The organism is Streptomyces sp. NRRL WC-3618, from assembly GCF_001280005.1.
Classification (GTDB): domain Bacteria; phylum Actinomycetota; class Actinomycetes; order Streptomycetales; family Streptomycetaceae; genus Streptomyces.
Genome location: NZ_LGDW01000053.1, coordinates 1 through 19,437 on the forward strand (window position 1 = coordinate 1; position 19,437 = coordinate 19,437).

At 69.2% G+C, this 19,437-nt stretch carries 13 protein-coding genes and 3 pseudogenes; 7 read left to right on the forward strand and 9 right to left on the reverse strand.

All coding sequences use genetic code 11. The features are described 5' to 3' along the window. Positions 1-167: 167 nt before the first annotated feature. A pseudogene (locus ADL01_RS07810) lies at positions 168-431 on the reverse strand (ATP-binding protein); the annotation flags it as partial. A 208-nt stretch (positions 432-639) separates the two neighbouring features. Between ADL01_RS07810 and ADL01_RS07815 the strand changes: the two are divergent. Beyond that, positions 640-2,601, forward strand: coding sequence for a flavin monoamine oxidase family protein (locus ADL01_RS07815; protein WP_078960379.1), 1,962 nt, complete (start codon positions 640-642; stop codon positions 2,599-2,601). Between the two features lie 20 nt (positions 2,602-2,621). Here the strand turns inward: ADL01_RS07815 and ADL01_RS07820 are convergent, their stop codons facing one another. Together ADL01_RS07820 and ADL01_RS07825 are read right to left on the reverse strand one after the other, a co-directional pair. Then, positions 2,622-4,580, reverse strand: coding sequence for a CASTOR/POLLUX-related putative ion channel (locus ADL01_RS07820; RefSeq protein ID WP_053741172.1), 1,959 nt, complete (start codon positions 4,578-4,580; stop codon positions 2,622-2,624). Positions 4,581-5,301: 721 nt separating this feature from the next. After that, positions 5,302-5,487 carry a hypothetical protein gene (locus ADL01_RS07825; protein ID WP_053741173.1) on the reverse strand — a complete coding sequence of 62 codons (186 nt, stop codon included), beginning with the start codon at positions 5,485-5,487 and terminating at the stop codon, positions 5,302-5,304. A 464-nt stretch (positions 5,488-5,951) separates the two neighbouring features. Between ADL01_RS07825 and ADL01_RS07830 the strand changes: the two genes are divergently transcribed. Continuing rightward, the gene (locus tag ADL01_RS07830; protein WP_234354539.1) at positions 5,952-6,245 is read left to right on the forward strand and encodes a hypothetical protein; all 294 of its coding nucleotides are present in this window, start codon (positions 5,952-5,954) and stop codon (positions 6,243-6,245) included. 157 nt (positions 6,246-6,402) lie between these two features. Here ADL01_RS07830 and ADL01_RS47455 read toward each other — a convergent pair. The 3 genes and pseudogenes from ADL01_RS47455 to ADL01_RS07845 all read right to left on the reverse strand — a co-directional run. Then, positions 6,403-8,031 (reverse strand): annotated as a pseudogene (locus tag ADL01_RS47455) (prenyltransferase/squalene oxidase repeat-containing protein); the annotation flags it as partial. After that, complete coding sequence (locus tag ADL01_RS07840) at positions 7,985-8,947, reverse strand: terpene synthase family protein (protein WP_053741175.1); 963 nt, start codon at positions 8,945-8,947, stop codon at positions 7,985-7,987. The pseudogene ADL01_RS47455 and the gene ADL01_RS07840, both read right to left, overlap by 47 nt. Positions 8,948-9,329: 382 nt before the next feature. Next, positions 9,330-9,923, reverse strand: a complete 594-nt coding sequence (locus tag ADL01_RS07845; RefSeq protein WP_053741176.1) for an isochorismatase family protein — start codon at positions 9,921-9,923, stop codon at positions 9,330-9,332. A 420-nt stretch (positions 9,924-10,343) separates the two neighbouring features. Here ADL01_RS07845 and ADL01_RS44560 point away from each other — a divergent pair, with 420 nt between their 5' ends. Further along, on the forward strand, positions 10,344-10,496 hold the full coding sequence (locus ADL01_RS44560; protein ID WP_159049476.1) for a hypothetical protein: 153 nt from the start codon (positions 10,344-10,346) through the stop codon (positions 10,494-10,496). A gap of 407 nt (positions 10,497-10,903) precedes the next feature. On the opposite strand, the gene ADL01_RS07850 is transcribed toward ADL01_RS44560, so the two are convergent. From ADL01_RS07850 to ADL01_RS07860, 3 genes are all read right to left on the reverse strand, one after another. Then, positions 10,904-12,028: a hypothetical protein gene (locus ADL01_RS07850; protein WP_053741177.1), complete on the reverse strand. Its 1,125-nt coding sequence runs from the start codon at positions 12,026-12,028 to the stop codon at positions 10,904-10,906. Positions 12,029-12,893: 865 nt separating this feature from the next. Continuing rightward, positions 12,894-13,220 carry a SpoIIE family protein phosphatase gene (locus ADL01_RS47460; RefSeq protein ID WP_324614584.1) on the reverse strand — a complete coding sequence of 109 codons (327 nt, stop codon included), beginning with the start codon at positions 13,218-13,220 and terminating at the stop codon, positions 12,894-12,896. Between the two features lie 308 nt (positions 13,221-13,528). Further along, positions 13,529-14,017, reverse strand: coding sequence for a GNAT family N-acetyltransferase (locus ADL01_RS07860; protein ID WP_053741178.1), 489 nt, complete (start codon positions 14,015-14,017; stop codon positions 13,529-13,531). 1,445 nt (positions 14,018-15,462) lie between these two features. On the opposite strand from ADL01_RS07860, the pseudogene ADL01_RS45855 reads away from it, so the two are divergent. The 4 genes and pseudogenes from ADL01_RS45855 to ADL01_RS07880 form a co-directional block, all read left to right on the forward strand. After that, a pseudogene (locus ADL01_RS45855) lies at positions 15,463-15,579 on the forward strand (LacI family DNA-binding transcriptional regulator); the annotation flags it as partial. Positions 15,580-15,751: 172 nt separating this feature from the next. After that, positions 15,752-15,988 carry a hypothetical protein gene (locus tag ADL01_RS45860; RefSeq protein ID WP_234354540.1) on the forward strand — a complete coding sequence of 79 codons (237 nt, stop codon included), beginning with the start codon at positions 15,752-15,754 and terminating at the stop codon, positions 15,986-15,988. A gap of 209 nt (positions 15,989-16,197) precedes the next feature. Then, positions 16,198-17,910: a glycosyl hydrolase family 28-related protein gene (locus ADL01_RS07875; protein WP_420719693.1), complete on the forward strand. Its 1,713-nt coding sequence runs from the start codon at positions 16,198-16,200 to the stop codon at positions 17,908-17,910. 71 nt (positions 17,911-17,981) lie between these two features. Beyond that, positions 17,982-19,271, forward strand: a complete 1,290-nt coding sequence (locus tag ADL01_RS07880) for an alginate lyase family protein (RefSeq protein ID WP_053741181.1) — start codon at positions 17,982-17,984, stop codon at positions 19,269-19,271. Positions 19,272-19,437: the final 166 nt, after the last annotated feature.

Here is a 19,437-nt window from a genome sequence, read left to right on the forward strand (position 1 = left end):
ACGAGGGCGAGGCTTCTTCTTCCCCATGCTCTCCATGATGGACATCCTCCCGGGGCTGAACCCCTGATCTCGGATGTCCGTCAAAGCGGATCAAGCCCAAACAATCTGAGCCAGACCCCGCTCGAGTGGTGTGATCACATACGGCCAACGACCACGACTCTGCGGGGTCACCCTACCCGCGCCGGCAAATTCAACACCCTTCGCAAAAGCAGCCCCTCGGTGACGGCCTTGACGATCTCCAGGCCGTGCTGGCCGACCCTGCCGGGACCGGCACCCCGAGTAGCGGGCACGGCGGGGTCGTTGTCCCACACGACGACGTCCACGGCGTGGGTGTTGATGCGCAGTTCCATCAGGACAGGGCCAGGTGCGTACTTGAGGGCGTTGGTGACCAGCTCGCTGACCACCGGCTGGGGGAGGTCCCTGGGCCCCGCCGGACGGGAGAAGCCTGGGGCACATGACCAGGGGGGAACACCGGCGGTGCAGCCAGTGCGGCGCTCGACTGCTCGGAACAGACCGCCCGTACGAAACTCAGTTCGTCAGCACGGGACGGCGCGCGACACACGTCCGGGTGGTATTTTCCCGCGCGGGTGCATTCTGGCCGTTCGGGTCCGGGCGGGCGGCAAGAGTTGGGCCATGATCATGGATCCCGATGCCAACTCCGAAACCCCTGAAGCTCCCGGTACCCCCGGCGGGCCCGCACCGGCGCCCTCCCGCCAGCCCTCCCGTCGTAACGTCATCGCCGGCGCGGCCGCCGTCGCCGGAGCCGGCGGGCTGACGGTCGCCGCCACCTCCGCCGGGACCGCGCAGGCCGCCCCCGCCACCGCTGTCGCCGACTGGGGCGCCTGCCTGACGATCGCCCGGGCCATCCTCGTACGGGACGACGAGGACCAGCCGCTCGTCCCGCGCTACGCCGACATCCTCCTGAACAACGGTTTGCCCCGCTCGCGCCGCCGCGGCAAGAAGGTACTGATCGTCGGCGCCGGGCCGGCCGGTCTCACCGCCGCACACCTCCTGCGCGAGGCCGGTCACCAGGTCACCGTCATCGAGGCCAACGCCAACCGGGTGGGCGGCCGGATCAAGACCTTCCGCACCGGCGGCCACGAGAACGCCGCACAGCCCTTCGCCGACCCGAAGCAGTACGCCGAGGCCGGTGCGATGCGCATCCCCGACAGCCACCCCCTGGTCACCGGACTGATGGACAGCCTCGGCCTCAAGCGCCGGCGCTTCCACCTGGTCGACGTGGACGGGGCCGGCCGCCCCGCCTACCGGACGTGGATCTACGTCAACGGCATCCGTGTCCGCCGCGCCGACTACGCGCGCGCCCCGCAGACGCTCAATCGTTCCTTCGGAGTGCCGCAGGCGTACGAGTCCGTCACCGCCTCGCAGATCGTCCGTGACGCCTTCGCCCCTGTACGCAAGGAGATCGAGGGCAAGAAGGACAAGGAACTCGTCGAGGGCTGGGCACGCGTCATCCAGCGCTACGGCCACATGTCGATGTACCGCTTCCTGACGGAGGAGGCCAGGCTCGACGAGCGGACCATCGACCTGATCGGAACCGTCGAGAACCTCACCTCCCGCCTGCACCTCGCCTTCGTACACAGCTTCATCGGCGCCTCCCTGATCAGCCCCGACACCGCCTTCTACGAGCTGCCCGACGGCACCGCCACCCTGGCCGACGCCATGTACGCCCGTGTGAAGGACCTGGTACGGCTCGACCGCCGTGTCACCCGCATCACCCACGGCGAGGGCAAGGTCAGCGTCGAGACCGTCTCCGAGGGCCGCGGCGGCCACCCCGTGCGGCGCGAGACCTTCACCGCCGACACCGCCATCATCACCGTCCCCTTCTCCGGGCTGCGCCACATCCCCGTCGCCCCGGCGCTCTCCTACGGCAAGCGGCGCGCGGTCACCGAGCTGCACTACGACGCCGCCACCAAGGTGCTGCTCGAATTCAGCCGCCGCTGGTGGGAGTTCGACGAGGCCGACTGGAAGCGCGAGCTGGAGACCGTACAGCCCGGCCTGTACCGGAAGTACCAGACCGGACAGACGCCGACAAACGGAATGCTGCTGGGCGCCCACCCCTCCGTCCCCGAGGGCCACATCTCCGCAAGCCAGCGCTCCCACTACGCGGCCTGCCGCGTGGTCACCCGAGACCAGCCCGAGGCGGCCAGCGTCATCGGCGGCGGCTCGGCCACCGACAACCCCAACCGCTTCATGTTCCAGCCCTCCTACCCCGTTGCAGGCAGCCCGGGCGGCGTCATCCTCGCCTCCTACAGTTGGTCGGACGACGCCCTGAAGTGGGACTCCCTGGACGACGAGGAGCGCTACCCGCGTGCCCTCGCCGGGGTGCAGGAGGTGTTCGGGCAGCGCATCGAGGTGTTCTACACCGGCGTCGGCCGCACCCAGTCCTGGATGCGCGACCCCTACGCCTACGGTGAGGCGTCCGTGCTGCTGCCCGGCCAGCACACCGAGCTCTTCGCCCACGTCCGCAAGGCCGAGGGCAACCTGCACTTCGCCGGATGCCACACCTCCATCAAGCCCGCCTGGATCGAGGGAGCCCTGGAATCCGCAGTGCGGACCGCCCTGGAAGTGCACATGGCGTAGCGGCCGCCCCAGCGGCGCCGTCAGCTCTCGGCGAGCACGATCAGCCAGTCCCCCTCCAAGAACCGGACCCGCTGCCGTTTGTCGGGGTTGATCCGCACCCCGAAGTCGGGGCCCGTGGCTCTCCGCGCGCGCAGCCGGTAGCCGACCGCGCATTCCCTGCGACGGCGTGCCGACTCGACGGCGGTGGCGAACGAGACCTCGGAGCCGGCCCGGACGTAGTCCGCGGCCGGCTTGAGGTGGAACTCGTGGCCCTCCGCCGTGAACAACTCCTCGAAGACCGCGGCGAGATACGGGCTCTGTGAGATCTGGGTCATCAGCAGGCTGATCAGCCTGCCGCTCACGATGAAGTCGGCGCCGTCCCGGGCGGGCGCGAGGAGCCGGTTGCCGTCGTCGGACATCTCGGTGGTAAGCGCGAGTTCCCGCTGCGCGGCCTCCGCGACGGCCCGCAGATGCAGCAGGGTGACCAGGGTCCTGTCGTCCGCCCGCGCCTCCGGATCCGGCACCGGAGCGAGGGAGGCGACGGGCGTGTCCGAGGCCGAGCCGCAGGCCGGGGCCGCGAGTTCCGTCTCACCGATCACGATCACGCTGTCGTACGAGGGCACGTCCAGCTTGGCCAGGGTGCGCGGGTCGGTGATGTCCCCGTCGTGGAATGACACTTCGAGGTGGGACCGCTCGGCCGTGACGGATCGGGCGCCGCGCGTGGCCGCGTACTCGCCGAGCGCCACGACGTCCAGGGTGGTTCCCGGGCTCACGTACTGGTCGAGCTGCTCGATGACGAGCGGGGCGCGGCGGTTCCAGCCGAGCAGGAGGAGGCGTTCGGCCTGGGCGGTCCTGGGCCCGGCCGTCACGATCGCGTCCTCCTCGACATGGGAGGTCACGTCCGCCCGCACGGCCGTGTCATCGTCCTGGGAGATGACGATGATCCGGTCGGCCGGGCCGATCGCCGCCCCCGGATCCGGATTGAGGGTGACACTCCCGTCGGTGTGCAGCAGGCCGACCGCAGAGGACGTGGCGAACGACATCAGCGCCTCGCCGAACATACGCCCCACCAGGCCCCCGGCGGCGACCGCATAGAGCTCGTCGCCCTCGAAGTCCAGCAACTCCGAGTAGACGAGCGAGAGGCCGGGCTGCCGGGCCGTCGAGACGAGGAGCCGGGCGACGATGTCGTCGACGCACAGGACATGTCCCGTGGGCCCGGCGGCCAGCCTGGCGGTCATGTGGTTGCGGGAGTCACGGACGGCGGCGACCACCACCGCTTCCCCGTCACCGAACCCTGGGACGGCCGCGTCGAGGGCCAGCAGCGTCTTCACCACATGGGCGTCACCGGTGTCCCCGGTGGGAGGCAGCACAAGCACCGCCTTCGCGGTGCGCGGACTCACCCGGCACAGCTCGGTGGGGTCGGTGGTGCTCCCGTTGCGGCAGATGATCCGCGTCCTGCCACTGTCGCTGACGCGGGTGGAGATCTCGTCCTCCATCCACACCTTGTCCTGCGGGGCCAGCACGGCGACGGCGGAGCGGCGCTGGTTCGCATTGGCGGCCATCAGCTCCCCGATCACGGGAAAAACCTGGTCCGACCACCCCAGGACGACGGTGTGCCGCGTCTCCAGCACGGTGGAGTGGCCCAGGCGCAGCGACATGATGCGCCGGTTGATGCCCGTGGTGATCAGACTGACCAGGGTCGACACGAAGAGCAGCGCCACCAGCGCGAGTGATACGGAAGCCAGCACGTAGAGCGGGGAACCGACCGCACCCCCGATCTTCAGCGTCTGGCCGACGCTGACCCACACGGCGGCGAGCCGGCCGGAGAGCGTTGCCGGAGCAGCCCGGTCGGACCAGACAAGGACCATGCTCGCCGGAACGACAACGGCGAGGCAGGCCAGGGCCAGCCAGCCAATGAGCGCGGTCGTTCCCCCCGAGACCAGATGGTCGAAGCGGTACCGGAGACGGAGCCGGAGTGACGTCGTGTGCTGCTGCGCCACACAAACTCCCGTACATGAGTCGACGCGCCGATCGGAGCGGCTGCCCGCCACCCCAGAAATCACCCTAGGCAGATCTCTACTCCCGCCGACCTTGAACCCGACCGACCTCACTCAGAGGTATGAACGCACCATGGAAACCAGACCGGGCGGGGCATCGACCGACGTCAGTGATCGGGTGCAGCGCCCTGCGGGGAAAGGGCCGCGTGCCGGGTTCGAGGGCATCCGGGAGGTATCGCCGTCCTCGAAAGCGGGCAGGCCGGCGACGCTGGAATCCTGGACCAGGCGCGCGAGTTCGTCGTCGGTACATACCGATCCGACCTCGCCCCACGACCACGACCGTGCAAAACACAGTCCGCAGGGATGTGCCTGGCGGCGACGCGTCAAGCTGCGGCACGACTCCGATCTCCGCCTGGTTGCCCGGTAGAGCGACCCACCTCACGTCGGCGGCGTGCCGGGCCGTTGTGGGCCGGGCGCGCCGTCGTTTCACATGCGGGGCGGGTGGAATGGTCAGCCGCCCGTGTGGTGTGGGGTGTCAGCGGCGGGCGTCGCAGAACCGGGCGAAGCCCCGGTCCACTCGGGCCAGCAGGCCCGGGGAGGGAACGCCGTAGGCGTGCCACTGGAGGCCGCGGCCCTCCGGGGCTGGGGCGGTGGAGTCGGTGTGTGAACGCGAGGGGGCGCCTCTTCTTCGGCTGGTGGGACTGTGGCTGCTGCCCATCGTCGGCTACTCCGCTTCGTGGGTAGGTTCGAGCCCCGTGTGGTCGTGGTCTTTGTCGGTGCGGGTGGGGTCGGCGGCGTGGATGAGTTGGCGGAGCCCGCCGAAGTAGACCTCGTGGTCGACCATGGCGGGCAGGATGGCGGCGAGGTGGCCGGTCAGCACCGGGAACTCCTCGGGGTCGAGCGCGGCCAACGCCCGCCGGGTGGCGGCCTGCCCCCTTGCTGCGCATGACGCCGTTGCCGACCAGTCGTTTGAACGCCCAGCCGGCCTCGAAAATCTCGAAGCGTCCTTCGTCGCTTGCCAGCAGCTGCGCGATGTGCTCGGGGTGGGCGAGGGACAAGATCCGCATCGGCCGAGCGACCAGGTCACGACGTCCCCGAAGCCGTCGCGCAGACGCTCCAGGAACACCAACGGGTCGCTGCCGAAAGCAGGAAGGTTGCCAAGCAGCGGCAGTCCGCGCGGGCCTGCAAGGGGACGGAACGGAACAATGGGCACCCCGGGCCAACGAACAGTATCGCGAACGGTTCCGCGGCAGAGAAGAAGCGCTGCAGCTCTCACTCCCGGGTGCAGTCTGGCCATGAGCGCCCAGCGTTAGCGAGCCTCTGCCGCTCGCGGACGCCTCGGTGGACGTCGTGTTCGCGCACATGCTGCTCTGCATGGCGCTGTCCACCCAGGAGATCGCCCTGGTCGCCGAAGTGCGACGGGTACTGCCGCCGGGCGGCTCCTTGGTCTACACCGTCCGCCACACCGGAGGTGCCCACTACCAGGCCGGGACCGGGCACGGAGACGGAGACGGCATCTGGAAACATGGCGGCTTCGCCGTCCATTTCTTCCCTCGCGCCCTGGTCGACGACCTCGCCAAGAGCTGGACTCTGGACGAGGTCGCGGCGTTCGAGGAAGGCGGCCTCCCCCGGTTGCCGGCGGCTGTGGCGCGTCACGTCCCCCTGTGAGTACCGCCTGAAGGGGCAGCGCTGTCCAATCTCGGCTGCGGGGAGCGCGGTGGCGGGCGGGAGATTCACGGATGCCGCGTTCGCCTCTGTCGCCGCTGGTCACTGAGGGTATTCGGCGTGGTGCGGGGGCAATGCGGCGGGTGAGGTGGCCAAGGGCGAGCAAGGCGAAGACGTCGGCCAGCGCGGGGACGGTGAAGCCGAACGGGCGGGGTCCGATCGAGTCCGGAATGCTGGCGATCGATCCGTCGGGGCGTTGCTGGGTGAGCAGGTAGGCGGCGCCGCGGGCAGCGTGGCCGGGGGTGTTCTGGGTGCTGAGGGCCGTCAGGGCGTAGGCGGTGCTCAGGGCGTCGCTCGCGTCGCCGTCCTGCTGACCCCACCCGCCGTCCGCGTTCTGGGAATCTGCCATCAGATTCACAGCCTTGTCGATGATGCGCCGCGCGGGGCTGCAGGAGGTGATGCGGGGGTGGCGGGAGGCCGCGAGGACGGCGCGGGAGACGGTGTGCAGACGGCTGCTGCTCCAGTCCGGCGGATAGGAGCCGTCGGGGCGCTGATGGGAGGCGAGGTAAGCCAGGGCTGTTTCGAACTCATGGCGGTATGCCGGGCCCTGGGTGCTGAGGGCGTTGGCCGCGGCGGCGGTCATGCAGGCTTCCGACGGCGCGCCGGTCAGGTAGGTCGGGAAGCCGCCGTCCTCGCCCCGCAGGGCGTGCAGCGCGCCCAGTGCGCGGCGCAGCGGTACGCGGTAGGCACCGGGGCCGGCGAGGTGGAGGACTTCGACGGCCACCGAGGTGCAGTCCACGTCCGGGAGTTGGACGTCCTCGGTGTAGGACCAGCCGCCCGCGGGATGCTGGAGGGCCACCAGACGCCGGGCGATGAGGTCCACGACCGGTACGCCGGCTCTGGCTGCGTGCAGGGCGACCCCGGCGGTGGCGGTGACCCAGGTGTCCTCGTCACAGATGAACGGCACCCCGCCGTCGGGCCGCTGATGCTGCAGCACGGTCCGTACCCCCTCGACGACCAGCCGGTACTGGCCGGGGACGGGTAGCAGGGCGTGCAGGACCGACAGGTGGATGAGGAGGTTGGCCTCCCAGACGGTCCCGGGTCGCTGCGTGGAGCACATCAGTTTCAGGTCGCGTGGGTCGACCATGCGGTCTCCGTGTCCGTGAGCGTGGGCGAGGATCGTTTTGACGGCGGTGACCTGGACGCGGGCCCAGGTGTGCAGACCGTGCTGACTGAACGCCTCCGGAGCGGGGGTCTCGTCGGCCGGGGCGACGCCCAGGAGCGTCAGGACGGCGTGCAACAGGGCGCGTTTACGGGTGCCGGTGAAGTCCGGGGCCCGGGCGAGGAACCCATCCACATCCAGCAGGTCAGCCGGGTCGGGTCTGTGGTGCAGGGCGGCCCGGGCCAGGAGCCGGTCCAGCGGTTCTGGAGAGTCGCAGTGCGGGGTCAGGTAGGCGGCCAGGCGGCTGCGGGCGGCGGGCTCCAGGCGGGTCCGCTCCAGCAGGGCCAGGAGGAGTGCGGATTCCAGGACGCGGCTGTGGCACTGACTGTGCAGTGTTCCGTCCGGCCGGATCAGTTCTATGAGATGGGAGCGCAACCGTGCGGTGGCCGGTGCCAGGCGGCCAGGCAGCGCGGATCGGGGCCAGCGGGGCAGGCCCGAGGTCGGGGCAGTGATTCTCATCGGGGTCCGTTCCCTTGCATCGTCGTATCGCTGGTGCGCCGGTCTGGGAGGTTCTTGCGCGTCAGGGCGGCGGTTCTGACACCCCCGGCGGCGAGGGCGTCCCGGCATCGGAGGTGAAGCGCCCGGTGCCGGCCAGCCAGTGCAGCGTGGCGGCCATGAACGTCTGCGTCAGATCCACGTAGCGGCACACGTCCCCCTGCCGCTCCGGGGGCACACCCCGGCCCGCGCGCAGAGCGGTGGCGATGGCACGGAAGTCGCTGCGGCGCTCGGCGGTCATGGCAGCCGCCCGTGCACGGGCCACGATCAGAGAGCAGCCGTCCTGCCGGGCGAGGACGGTCACCAGGTTGTCCTGGCCGATGACCGCGTCGTCGGCCGCCGAAGCCAGGTCGTTCGCCCATCCCGCGACGTCGGCCAACGCCTGCCGCAGCTCGCCCAGTCGGGCACTGACCTGCGAGCATTCCACCAGCGGGGCGTTGCCGGTGCGTTCCAGCACGTCGAGAAGGGGAAGCAGCGTGATCGTTCGGCGGCGCAACCGCACATACGGCTCGAACAACAGCTGAACACCGTGACGGCGCAGGGCCGACTCCTCCTCGGTCGCATCCAGGAAGTCGGTGTAATCCGCAGTGAAACGCTCCTTCCACAGGGCGGACATCCCCTCGGCCGTGCGCTCCCACAGCCCCCTCAGTACGACGGCATGCGTGGAGGTCGCCGTGGGCGGTAGCCCAGCGTCGGCGGCCAGGACCGCGCGCAACGGAGCTGTGAACTCCTCCACCTCGCCGGGGAGCAGCCCCAGGCCGCGCCGGTCGATCAGGTCGTCCACAAGGCAGATGAACACCGCCCACTGGGCGGTCAGCGCCACGTCCTGCGCACGGGCCTGCGGCAGGGCGCCTTCAGCGAGCACCTCCAACCTCATCGCGGCAAGCCGCCGCTCCTCCCCCTCATCCACCACCAGACCCACGGTCCGAGCCCACCGCAGCACCGCCCCGGACCCGGAGCCCACCCAGACTGACAGCCGGTCGTCCATACCCACACGGTGACCGAACCGCCCCCCTGCCAGCAGGGCCAGACACCTGAATTAGCCCGTACAGGTGATCACCACCTTTGCCCCGTCCCTCACAGCGGGAGTCGGCAGCAGAAAGGGCAGCACCCAAGCACTGCGCCTGCCTGGGGCGCACCGCAGTGGCGGGCTTCGACGGGCGTGATGTGAGCGATCTCCGTCATGGTGCGTTCTACGGCCGTGTCAAGGGCAAGGGGCGGCGTGATCGTCTGCGGCCACCGGCCGTGTGGCCGCGCCGGGTTGGCCCCTTTCCTCGAAGACAGGCTTCCCCGCGTGGTCGCAGCCCACGGCAGAGCAGCGGGCCTGCCGATGGCTGGTGATCCTGGACGGAGGCCGACCGGTGCCGGGACTATTCCGGTACCGGTGCCGAGCCGGATACCGCGACGCCAGCCTTGCGGAAGTCGTTCAGCGCGGCAGCGGTTGTGTGCGGGGCGACCCCGACCGAGTAGTCCAGACGTACGCGTGCGCGAAAGCCCGCCGCGACGGCGTCCAGGGCGGTCGCACGCACACAGTGATCCGTCGCGATGCCCACCACATCGACCTTCTTGACTCCACGGACGCGCAGCCACTCCGCCAGGGAGGTTCCCTCCGCGTCCGCGCCTTCGAAGCCGCTCTTGGAGGCGCTGTGGGCGCCTTTCAAGAAAACGGCGTGCACCTTGCCGTCCGCGACGACAGGAGCGAAATGAGGATGGAATTCAGATCCTTCTCCTCCTGCCACGCAGTGGACGGGGAAGCTGTCCTGGAAGTCCGGGTTCTCGGAGAAGTGGCTGCCCGGATCGATGTGGTGATCTCGGGTGGCCACCACGTACTGGTAGTCACGCCCCGCACTCCGCTCAACCAGTTCCGCGATCGCCGACGCGATCCGCGCACCTCCAGCGACGGGAACGCTGCCTCCTTCGCAGAAGTCGTTCTGCACATCCACGACGATCAGACCTCGGCTCATCACGAACCCCTTCCAGAGCTGTGGAACACAGCAGAGAACCGCTTCGGACACCTGAACTACAGGCCGACTAACTGCCCCGTGGGCGAGACGTGGCCTGCCGTCACCCGCCCGGACGAACAGATTCACCGCAGGAACGATTCGCGTGTCCGTCGGTGCCCGGGGAGCCAGGGCGTTCTGCACGCGCCCGACTGGGGAGGCGCCGCTGATCGATCCGGGGCAGGCGCCGGATGCGGCGCAGAACCCGGCGAGCCGCGTCGGATTCACCCTTACGTGGCCGTCCGACACGGCAAAACGGTGCGTGCAGTTCCGATCGGTAGCGTGCGGCGCATCGCTGCTCGGACAGCGTGTCCGCACCGCCCGGCGCGGACTGCCCATTTTCGGAGGCATTCCCCATGACGACCCTCGGTGGCGTACGGGACGATGACCACCCAGTGCGACAGGCTCACCACCTTCCCTCCGCAGGGCGACGTCTACCAGCTCCAGCAGCCCGTCGACTTCGCCCCGCTCGGCGCCCCCGGCCAGGTCGTCGCCCAGCTCCTGAAGTTCCCCATGACCAGGTCCTACAACCCCTGACCGGCGCCCCACGCGGCAGGCCGCCAACACTGCGGCAGCCAGCCGCACGGACGGCGCGGCCCTCGGCGCACAAACCTGCAGCCACGCGCGACGCAGCCGTCGGCAGGACCGTAACCGGGTATAAGAGCCGGACGGCGGCAAGCTGCCGGTGCCAGGAGTACCGTCCTCACCCCGCACCTCCGACCGACGGTCCACGGCGCCCGCCACATCCGCAGCCGGCAGCCTCCTCACTACGGCCATCGACCGTCGCCCAATCGGCGGCCGCTCTGAAGAAGCTCGCTGTCAACCCCGTTGTCTGACAGGCACCGCGATATGTCACGCACCGCGCTTCGGCCTCGTCCCGCCCTTCCGGAAGGAGAGGACGTGGCGGGCCGTGGGACTTGCCCCGGCCCGCCTCCTCGCCTTGCTCAGGGCAGGGACCACCAGTTGACCCACAGTTCGGAGTCATCGGTGATGAGGAATGCGTAGGGACGTTGCGCGGCGTTGGTGTTGTCCTGCACGGTGAGGACCTCGCCGGGACGTTCGAGAACGCGCCCGGTCGCGGTGCCGTGGTCGGCCCACTTCCACGTGCTGCCGTCCCACCAGTTCGCGTACATCCTGGAGTCGTCGCCGATGACGAAGGCGTACGGGCGCTGGGCCGCGGTCGGTGCGTCCCGGACCGTGATGGCGCCGACGGAGTCGAGGATGAGCCTCCCGCTTGGCACCCCCTGGGCGCTCCAGTGCCAGGTGCCGCCGTCCCACCAGTTCAGGTACAGCTTCGAGTCGTAGCCCTGGACGAAGACGTACGGCCGCTGGGCCGCGTTCGGCGTGTCCTGGACCGTGACGACGCCCGCGCCCTTCTTGACCGGCTGGCCTGCCGGGGTGCCGTGATCGGCCCAGTGCCAGGTACTGCCGTCCCACCAATTGCACCAGAGGTGGGAGTCGGCGGTGATGACGTAGGCGTAGGGGCGGTCGAAGGAGCTCGGGGTGTCCCGGACGGTGGTGACACCCAAGGGGCGGGAGATGGTGTGGCTGGGCGGGGTGCCGTGGTCGGCCCACTTCCACGTGCTGCCGTCCCACCAACTGCACCACAGCCGGAAGTCATCGGTGAGGACGAAGGCGTAGGGACGCTCGGGCGCGTTCGGGCCGTCCTGGACGACGACGACACCGACTCCTTCGCGCACCCACCGCCCGCTCGGTGCGCCGTGGTCGGCCCAGTGCCACTGACTGCCGTCCCACCAGTTCGCGTACAGCTTCGAGTCGTCGCCGATGACGAAGGTGTACGGCCGCTGGGCAGCACTCGGGGTGTCCCGGACCGTGACGGAGCCGACCTTTTCGAGGATGGTGCGCCCCGCTGGTACGCCGTGGTCGCTCCATTGCCACTTGCCGCCGTCCCACCAGTTGGCGTGCAACCGTGAGTCGGAGCCGCGTACGAAGACGTACGGCCGCTGGCCGGCCTGCGGGGTGTCCTTCACGCTGACCGCGCCGGCGGTGGCCCGGACGCCGATCGTTGGTGTGGGTTTGTTCTGGTCGTTCCACTGCCATGAAGCCATCGTGTGCCTCTCCAGCCCTCAAGCCCGTCGCGGGGCAGGGGCATGCTGGTGAGATGTGTTCCGGGGAATCGGGCGCCGCAAGAGGCAGGCGCCAGGACACGGGAACGGGTCCGGCCGGAGTCCCGCTGGGTTCCGCGTGAAAACCTTGACACCGCCCCTTGCCACCTGTCACCGGCGCACCGGACAGGGCACCCTGCGCCGGGAGCCTTCCGGTCACAGCCGGGCGAGACAGCGCATTCCAGCCACCGCAGCTCGGCATGACGCCGGGCCCCCTGCGGCCTCCTGTGCGCGGATTCCGCCAACGGCTGCTCCCGGGAAGCGCGCACAACCCGGTGGGTTGGCCGTAACCCGCCACTCGAGGCTGAACACCACACCACCAGCAGTTCACACGGTTCACGCTGATCAGCCCCGCCCCGATGCCACTCGTCTCAAAGACACACATTCAATCGCCTTTGGATCGGTTTATCAGACTATTGCCCCACCTTTCGCAATTGCACTGAAGGACAAGGGCGTCCCCGTCCCCTCGATCGCGGCGATTGTCGCTGCGATCGCGACCGCGCCACCCCCGAACGCGCCCAGCTCCTTCAGCGCTTGGCCAGCGCCCGGGCATCGCCTACCAACACATCGACGACCTCCTCGGCAGGGTGGCGCGTGTCCGCGCCCGAGCTGACGTGTCGCTGGGTCTCCTGACGTCCGTGCCAGTCCAGGCACATCACGGTGGCATCGTCTTCGAGCCGGCCGCCGGCCGCGTCCGGGACTGCGGACGTCAGGGTCAGCGCGGTCTCCCGTGGATGGAGATCCCGGGTCCTCTCCAGCGGGGTAGGCAGGTCGACCTACTCTCCGTGATGTTCGAGCATGACGTCGGTCAGCATGAGCAGAGATCCCCGGATCGAGGTCCTGGACGCGGTAGGGGTGGGGTACGCGCACGGACAGCCCTAAGGGATGGTCCACCTCGCAGGTGACCGTCTCCGCCACTCCCTCGCACATGCGCAGTGGCTAGGGGGTGACCGGCGTTGGCGAGCTGGGACCGCCCGGTGTGGAGGTTCAAGCGCAGCAGTTGCCCGGTGGCGTGACCACGGTTGTGGTCGGCCAGGTGGGCCTGCTCGGCGAGGCCGGCCCCTGCGAGGCGAGCGCCGCGCAGGGTGCCCACCAGGACGGTGGCGGCCAGGGCGGCGTCGATGTCGTGGCCCATGGGATCGGTCACTGATATGTGCAGGGTGCCGCGGTCCAAGGCGTAGTCAAAAGTGTCGCCACTGAGGGCTGCGGAGGGCTCCAGGCTCCCGCACAGAGTGAACTGTGCGGCCTCACACGACAGTGACGCGGGCAGCAGCTGGTACTGGATCTCCGCTGCCAGGGTGGGCGGTCGGGGGCGTTAGCCCCAGGTGTACAGATCGGTGGAAGAATTCCAGCAGCCCGATGGCGTCTCCGCAGTTGGTGACTGGCACGATCACCCGCTGCCCCTTGCAGGCGAAGCCGGTGCCCGCGAACCGGCACACCGCGTCATTCCGAAGGAATGCGAAACTCGAATGTGGGACGGTCCCACGGCACGGCGGGCGGGTTCGCGAGCGCGGTCCCGGTCCGCACCGCGCCGACGCGGTGGTAGAAGTCCTCGGCGGGAACATGCGACACGACCTTGACACGGTCGATCCCAGCGGCACGGGCCTCGGCCTGCATGTGCGCCACGAGCAGCCGTCCAATACCACGTCCTTGCGCTTCGTCGGCAACGAACAGCAGGTCGAGCTCCGGTGGAGCGAGGACGAGCGAGTAGAACCCGAGGACCCGGCCTCCATGCTCGTCGGCGGCGACGGCTACGAAGGCGCGGTGAGCTTCGATGTAATCAGGACCGACCCGGTAGCCCACCACTGCGGCTTCGTACTTGCCCTCGTATGCGCCTGAGCCACGCACGAGCCGCGTGAGCCGTTTGGCATCCCGCGCGACGGCCCTCCGTATCGTGATCGGCTGGCTGATCGGGGAAGTGCGTGAACTCATCGGGAGAGTATTTCGCACCGGGGAGTGCCTTCATACGGCGGGTCGACTGCTCGGGCAGGCGTTCCTGCACCGCTCCGGGAACCACTCGTGCGAGCGCAACGGATCTCACGCCGAAGCCGCGCCGGTGCGCTCCGGTGCGGCTTCGGCGTCTCACGGCTCCGCGCGGAGGTCCCCGTCGGAACGGTTTCTGGCGGGCCTCGCTGTATCACCCAGCTATCACGAACTGGGCGGCCCCTCTCGTGCCAGTAGGCCCTGACCTGCAATTTCATGCCCGCGATTGACTGGTGTAGACGCCCCGGACGGCGCCAGGCGCCTTCCTCCCGGTCGACCCAGAGCAAGGACCGACTTACGCCATAGCTCCCATTTCCTCCTACCACCGTCCCGCTCTTGACCAGTACGTCCGGACCAGTCACGGACCAAACCCCGACTCACTTCAGGCTCCGCGCCCTGGCTGACGCGGTCCCACTCCTGCATGGACTGCTCGATGAGGCGGTTGGCCTGCTCTCGGACACCGTCCAGGAACTTGGCGTAATGGCGGAAGAGGACCTCAATGCTCTGGCCCGCGCGGCGAGCGCACTCCACGGGGTCCACACCGGAGTAGAGCCAGAACGAGATCCCGGCATGCCGAAGATCGTAGGGCCGCTCGGCCAGCTTGGAGGCGAGTGCTGTACGGGTCAGGACGTACCTCCGTCCCCGCGCCCACGTTGTGCCATATGCAGCTGCGTCCACGTCGTTGCCGGCCTGATTCCGGAACAGTCGGCCGTCCGGCGCCACGCCGAAGCGTTCGATGTGCGCCCACGGAGCATGCGTACGAACTGCGGCGGAATGGGAACAGGCCGCGTCGCGGTAGCCGCGCGGCGCTTGAGGTAGTGCACCTCGTGCACCGAGCCACTGTCCGTCCACTCCTTGCCTGAGGTGACGACGCCACCCGAAAGGTTGAGCATCCCCCGTCCGAAGTCGGGCAGATGACACTGTTCGAACCGGAGATGAATGACCTCCGCAGGCCGCATCGCCGCGTAGTACATGCAGCCGAAGAACGCCTCCAGGTGAGGGCCACGCCCGCGCTGCTGGGCAACCGCCGCGAGCAGCCGGGCGACCTGGGCTGGATTGGGAACGGCAGCCGGGTCCACCTCCTCGCTGACCGCAGGAGCGTTCCACCTGAGCCCGCTGAGGGGGTTCTCCGTGAAGCAACCTCTCGCCACAGCGACATTGAGGCCTCGCTGGCAGCCCGCTTACGCTGAGCCGTCTTTGCCGCAGCCTCCTTGCCGTCCAGTTTGAGACACAGGGCGTCCAGCGCCCGTCGCAGCACATCGGCTTCCGCGAGAGCACTGACGGGCAGGGAGTTCCACTTCAAGCGACACGGACCCCACGGACAACCCCCTCCAGTGCGATCAACCAGAAGATCATCTCACCGGTCAGCCAACGTGACAGTGCCGATTGATCCGATGACGTCAACGGTTCGAGCAGGATCCGACCGGGAAAGGCAGCGCACTCTTGCCCGTATAGCCGAACAGGCAGGCGTTTCGGTGTCCACGGTCTCCAAGGTGCTGCCCAACAAATCCGGTGCACCAGCGGAAACGCGGGCCAGGGTACAGCGACTGCAGGAACAGCACGGCTATCTGGCGAAACACCACCCGGCGGCCACCACGGCGCCGACCGGCTCGGCTGATCGACCTCGTCATCAACGAACTGGACAGTCCCTGGGCGGTCGAGCCGATCCGCGGCGCGGAGGACGTGCTGCACGACGCGGGCATGGGACTGGTGGCCTCCTCCACGCAGGGCCGGACCAGGCGCGCCCGTCAGTGGCTGGACTCACTGGCCACCCGCTCCACACGCGGAGCGATTCTCGTGGTGCCCGAACTGACCCCCGAGCAGCACGAGGAGCTGAGCCGGCTCGGCATTCCCTACGCGCTGGTGATGCCGATCGACGAACCCGCGCCGGAAACGACGCGGGTGGAGGTGGCGACGTGACTGGTGGTCCGGGAGAGCAGCGGCCCCCCTCCGGTACCTCCGGCTGGTTCACTCATCTGACCGGATGAGGACCCCTCCCCTTGAAGGTCCAAATCAACAAAGGGCTGCACAAGCTCTTTCGTCCTCAAGCCCGTCATGGCATGCTCACCGCTCAGCGCACATCTGAACGTCGTTCACATCCATGAAAAACATGGGAAGGGCGAACGTACATGAGAGACGTACAGGCAGCCGATACCGGCTATTCGAATGTCATGGGCATGACCGTGGGTATGACCAGGCGCGCCGCTCTGGGCAGCGCCATCGCCGTAGCGGTCGGCGCCGGAACCGCGGCGGCGGCCGAATCAGGAACACGGCCGGCCAACACCCCGCTCCTCTGGCGGGAGTTCATGCGCACACCCTTCACGCACCCGCAGATCCCCTACATCGGCCGCGCGGGTTGCCACGGTGGAGCGATCCGCCGTCCCTGCCGCGCCGTTGTCGCCGACGTGCGCGATTTCGGCGCCGTGGCCGACGGTTCGACCGATTCCGCCCCGGCGATCAACCGTGCCATCGCCGCCGCCGGCAGGGCCGGCGGTGGCACGGTCACCATCCCGCCCGGCACGTTCCGGATCGACGACGTGATCCGCCTGGACCGGTCGAACGTGATCCTCAGGGGCGCCGGCAGCGGCCGCACGACCCTGTACGCGACGAAGAACCTCACCGAGCTCATCGGCGCGTACGGCTCCCGCTACGGCGGCGACAAGTCGGGCTGGTCATGGGCCGGCGGACTGATCTGGCTGGCCCCCAAGGCCCGCTGGTCCTCGCTCGTCGCCGCGATCAGGGCGAAGGCGTGGCCCTTCGAGGGATGGACGGGTAACCGGCGCGACGAGTGGCGCCCGCTCACGGCGATCGCCCCGGCCCGGCAGGGCTCATGGACGATCACGGTGACGGACCCGTCGTCACTGCACCCCGGTGCCCTGGTCCTCCTCCGGCTGGCCGACGACGCGGACCACACACTCCTCGAGCACATGTGCGGCGGCGGCCCCGGGCCGGAGGCCTATTTCTGGGACGACAAGACGAAGCTGACGTCGTACGTCCCCTACGAGTGGCCCGTCCGCATCGCCCGGATCCGGGGCCGCGAGGTCACCCTCGAACGCCCGCTCCCACTCGACGTACGCCCGGAATGGCGCCCTCAACTGACCACGCACGTAACGGAGTTGACGGGCTCGGGGGTCGAGGGGCTGACCCTGGAGGCGATGGAGACCCCGCAGCAGCCGCATCTGCTGGACAAGGGGTACAACGGGGTCGTCCTGCAGTGCGCGTACGACTGCTGGGTGGACGACGTGACGGTCCGCCACGTCGACAACGGCTTCGGCCTCGTGTCCGCCTCCGCGTGCACCCTGCGACGGACACGTGTCACCGGCCGTGGCTCCCACCACCCCTACTTCTGCCGCGAGGGCTCGCACGACAACCTCGTCGAGGACTTCACCATCGAGGAACGCACCGGCCCCGCCCCCTCGAACACGCAACTGCACGGCATCAACGTCGAGGGGCTGTCCTCGTACAACGTCTGGTCGCGCGGCGACATGCGCATGGGTACGTTCGACAGCCACCGCGGACTGCCCTTCGCCAACGTCCGCACCGACATCACCCTGAACAACAACGGCCGCCACGGCGGTGACGCGAACGCCGGCCCCCTGTTCGGGGCCCGCTTCGCCCACTGGAACATCCGCGTCACCAACGCCCGCGCGGGCCTCGTCAGGATCGACGGCCTGGCACCGTACTCCGCCACCGTCGGCATCGACGAGGTCAGGGAGTTCGACCAGATCGACGTCCCCGACTTCACCGGCGACCTCCACAGCCGCCTGGAGCTCTACGGCACCCCTCACGCCGTACGGCCGCGGAATCTGCACGCGGCACAGCGCATGCTCCAGCTGTATTGATCACGAGCGTTGTTAACGCGCGTCACCACCGCACGTTCGCCCGCATGAACGGACATGAACGGAGTGGATCGATGAGCGCACCCCCGGCAGTGTCACGGCTGGGCGTCCTCCTGGTGGCCTTCGCCGCGTTCGCCGCCGGCGCCGCCGTCCCCACCGCCTCGGCGCGGGTGACGGCGGAGGTCACACCCGAGATCCCGCACACGACCGTACTGGACGGCGCCCGACTCCACCGGACCAAGCTCCGCGTGGACCGCGGCGACCCTCAACTGCGCCTGGCCGTCAAGGCGTTGACGGCCCGAGCCGACAGTTGGCTGAACCAGGGACCCTGGACGGTCGTCGACAAACCACGGCCCGCGCCCGGCGGCGACGTCCACGACTACCTCAGCCAGGCGCCCTACTGGTGGCCCTCAAAGCCCCCCACCGCCGACAACACCTGGGGCTGCCCCTACGTGCAACGCGACGGCGAGCGCAACCCCGAGGTCGACACCGGCACCGACCGCCAGGACGTCGAGAAGACCTTCGACGCCGCGTACGACCTCTCCCTCGCCTGGTACTTCACGGGCAGGAAACGGTACGCCGAGAAGGCCGGACAGGTGCTGCGCACCTGGTTCCTCGACCCCGCAACGAGGATGAACCCGAATCTGAACCACGCGCAGTTCATCCCCTGCAAGTACGACGGTCGCGCCATCGGCATCATCGACTTCTCGCAGTCCTTCACCAGCGTCCTCGACGCGCTTGCCCTCCTGGACACCGGCGCCCCTGGCTGGACCGGGAAGGACCGCGCCGGCCTGGCGACGTGGAACAGCGACTTCCTCGGCTGGCTCAGGAACAGCGACTTCGGCAAGGAGGAGGCCGCCGCGACCAACAACCACGGCACCTTCTACGACATGCAGCTCGCCGCACTCGCCCACGCGACCGGCGACAGGAACCTGGCCCGCCGAACCGTCCTGAACGTCCGGAGCACACGCATCGCGCCGCAGATCGCGTCCGACGGCAGCCAGCCGCAGGAGCTGGCGCGCACCAGGAGCTGGCACTACTCGACCTTCGCCCTGGTCGCCCACACCCGGCTCGCGGCCATCGGCCGGCACGTCGGCGTGAACCTCTGGGCGTACCGGGGCCCGGACGGACAGAGCCTGTTCAAGGCGGTCGACTACCTGCTGCCCGCCGCGACGGGATCCGCTGCCTGGCCGCATCAGGAGCTCGGATTCCTCCGGTACGCGGCGGACGACGTCGTCCACGCGGCCGCCGACGCCGGTGATGTACGGGCGCGGCGTGCGGTTCCCCTGCTGGAGGAGCCGCCGGGCGGTGACCTGTGGGCCCTGCGCCCGGCGGCGGAACAACTGGACTCCATCGCGGGCTGACCGGCGACTGCCCGGTCCGGGGGCAGCCGCTGTCTGAGCCCAGTTGAGGATCAGACAAGCTGACGCAGTCCTAGTACTGCAATCACAGTTATTGGTAGGGCAGTTGTGAGTTCTGCCGGTGGCTGTGGTTGTGTTCTGCCGTGTCTGTGGATCTTGGGGTGGGGCA